The sequence below is a fragment of the uncultured Sphingomonas sp. genome, from assembly GCF_946477935.1.
GTDB lineage: Bacteria > Pseudomonadota > Alphaproteobacteria > Sphingomonadales > Sphingomonadaceae > Sphingomonas.
Window position 1 is genome coordinate 1 of the sequence record NZ_CAMLAC010000333.1, and the last position, 2,853, is coordinate 2,853.

A 2,853-nucleotide genomic window follows, 5' to 3' on the forward strand; every position below is an offset into this window, starting at 1 on the left:
TCTCGCGCCACAGCATCATGCCCGGCCGCGACGACGGCAGCAGCGTCTGGCGCGACAGGAAGAAGCTGGTGTCCATCATCTTGAACGCGCCCCCCTCGATCTCCACCCGCTTCAGCCCGGCCGGCACGTTCGCCTCCTCCATGAACCCGAAGCGCAGCACCAGACGGTAGAATCCGTGCCCCAGTTCCTCCAGCATCGCCCGGTCATGATCCGGCCAATAGGGACGGCTGGCGATCTTCACGGTCAGCAGGATCACCCGCTCGTGCAGCACCTTGTTGTGCTTCAGATTGTGGAGCAGCGCATGGGGCACGCCCTCCGACGTGCTGGTCATGAAGACCGCGGTGCCCGACACGCGCGACGCCGCATTGGCCGCCGATTCGATAAAGACCTTCACCGGCATCGTGCCTTCGCGCAGCCGCTCGATCATCAGCTTGCGCCCCGTCGACCAGGTGGTCAGGAAGGTGAAGATGATGAAGCCGACCAGCAGCGGGAACCACCCGCCCGCGGGCACCTTGGTCAGATTGGCGAAGAAATAGGCCCCGTCCACCAGGAAGAACAACGCCAGCAGCGGCATCGCGGCAAACACCGGCCACTTCCACAACCGGGTCAGCGCCACGCCCAGCAGGCAGGTATCGATGAACATCGCCCCCGTCACCGCGATGCCGTAAGCCGAGGTCAGGTTGGACGAGGTGCGGAAGAACAACACCAGCAGGATCACCATCACCATCAACATCCAGTTGATGAGCGGAATGTAGATCTGCCCCGCCGTGGTCGCCGAGGTATGTTCGATACGCAGCCGCGGCATGAAGCCGAGCTGGATCGCCTGTTGCGTGACGGAAAAGGCGCCGGTGATCACCGCCTGGCTGGCGATCACCGCCGCGGCCGTCGCCAGCATCACCAGCGGCAATTGCAGGCTGTCGGGCGCCAGCATGTAGAAGGGGCTTTCCAGCGCCGCCTCCCCCTCGCGGAACAGCGGCGCACCCTGCCCCGTATAGTTCAGCAGCAGCGCGGGCAGCACGAAGCACAGCCAAGACAGCCCGATCGGACGCCGCCCGAAATGCCCCATATCGGCGTACAGCGCCTCCGCGCCGGTCACCGCCAGCACGACCGAACCCAGCGCCAGAAACCCGCGCAACGGATCGATCAGGAAGAACTGCACTGCATAATGCGGCGACAGCGACCACAGGATGCCCGGCGTCTGCACGAAGCTGATCACGCCCAGCACCGCGATCACCCCGAAATACAGCAGCATGACGGGGCCGAAGAACAGCCCCACCTTCTCCGTCCCCGATCGCTGGATCGAAAACAGCGCGATCAGGATGACGACCGCGATCGGGATCACGAACCCCCCGAACGCCGGCGCCGCCACCGCCAGACCTTCCACCGCAGACAACACCGTGACCGCGGGTGTGATCATGCTGTCGCCGTAGAATAGCGCCGTGGCGAATACGCCCAGCAGGATGATGCCCCGCGTCCAGCGTTTCGTCTTCGTCTGCCCCGACACCAGCGCCAGCAGGGCCAGACTGCCGCCTTCGCCATTATTGTCGGCACGCATGATGATCGCGACATATTTCACCGACACCACGATCATCATCGACCAGAAGATCAGGCTGATGACGCCCATGATGTGCGCCGTATCGACGGGCAGCGGATGGTGCGGGCTCGCAAAAGTCTCGCGAAACGCATAAAGCGGGCTGGTTCCGATATCGCCGAACACCACGCCGATCGCACCCAGCGCCAGCTTGATCACGCCGCCCTGATGATGCTCGTCATGGCCGGCCGGCGCGGTGGTCGCCACCCCCGTTGGCGAGACGCTCATATCGGCCGCGGGCTCATGAACGAAGCGGCGCGCGCCGCGGCGAAATTCCGGATACCCCCTGGCATGACGCGGCCTCTAGCATGGGGCTGGAAACGCAGCAACGCGACCTACGATCCGCCACGGGAATGCGCCTGATCCGCGTTGCTATCGGCCTATGGCACTGCATCCCTGTCGGGCGCCGATATTGGCCTGTCCATTTTCATTGGACTGGCCTGTCACGGGCGCGCTACAGCTTGTTCAAGGCGCAGGCTTCGGGAGAGTGGCGGGTGACGGTATCGATGCACGATCAGGCAAAGGCGCCGCGGATGACGCAGACGATGCGCTGGTTCGGCCCCGCCGATCCCGTATCCCTCGCCGCGATCCGTCAGGCAGGCGCCACCGAAGTGGTGACGGCGCTGCACGAGATCCCCAACGGCGCGGTCTGGCCGCGCGAAGCCATCGCCGCGCGCCGTGCGATGATCGAAGCGGCAGGGCTTGGCTGGACCGTGGTCGAAAGCCTGCCCGTCGACGACGTCATCAAGACCAAGGGCGCCCTGTGGGACGACCGTATCGCGGCCTATCGCGACAGTCTGACCAATCTTGCCGCCTGCGGTATCACCGTCGTCACCTATAATTTCATGCCCCTGCTCGACTGGACGCGCACCGATCTCGCCTATCGCATGCCCGATGGCGCGCTTGCGCTGCGGTTCGAGTGGGATGCGGTCGCCGCCTACGACATCCACATCCTGCAGCGTCCCGGCGCCGCGGCCGATTACCCCCCGTCCCGCGTCACCGCCGCCGCGGCGCTGTTCGAGCGGCTTTCGGTGGTGGAGCGCGCCGCCTTGGAAGCGACGATCCTGGCGGGCCTGCCGGGTAGCGAGGAAAGCTTCACCTCCGCGGGCTTCCTGTCCGCCATGCAGGATTATGCCGATATCGACGCCGATCGGCTGCGCGAAAATCACGTCGCCTTTCTCCGCGCCGTCTGCCCGCACGCCGATGCGCTCGGCATCCGCCTCGTCCTCCACCCCGACGATCCCCCCTTCCCGCTCTTCGGC

General features: G+C 65.4%; 2 protein-coding genes. One reads left to right on the plus strand and one right to left on the minus strand.

Translation table 11 applies throughout. The annotated features are described in order from the left end of the window. A partial coding sequence (locus tag Q0U08_RS19470; protein ID WP_298093430.1) for a potassium transporter Kup occupies positions 1–1,819 on the minus strand: 1,819 nt, incomplete at its 3' end. 305 nt (positions 1,820–2,124) lie between these two features. Between Q0U08_RS19470 and uxuA the strand changes: the two genes are divergently transcribed. Continuing rightward, positions 2,125–2,853, plus strand: a 729-nt coding sequence (gene uxuA / locus Q0U08_RS19475) for a mannonate dehydratase (RefSeq protein ID WP_298093431.1), incomplete at its 3' end; no start/stop codon positions are given.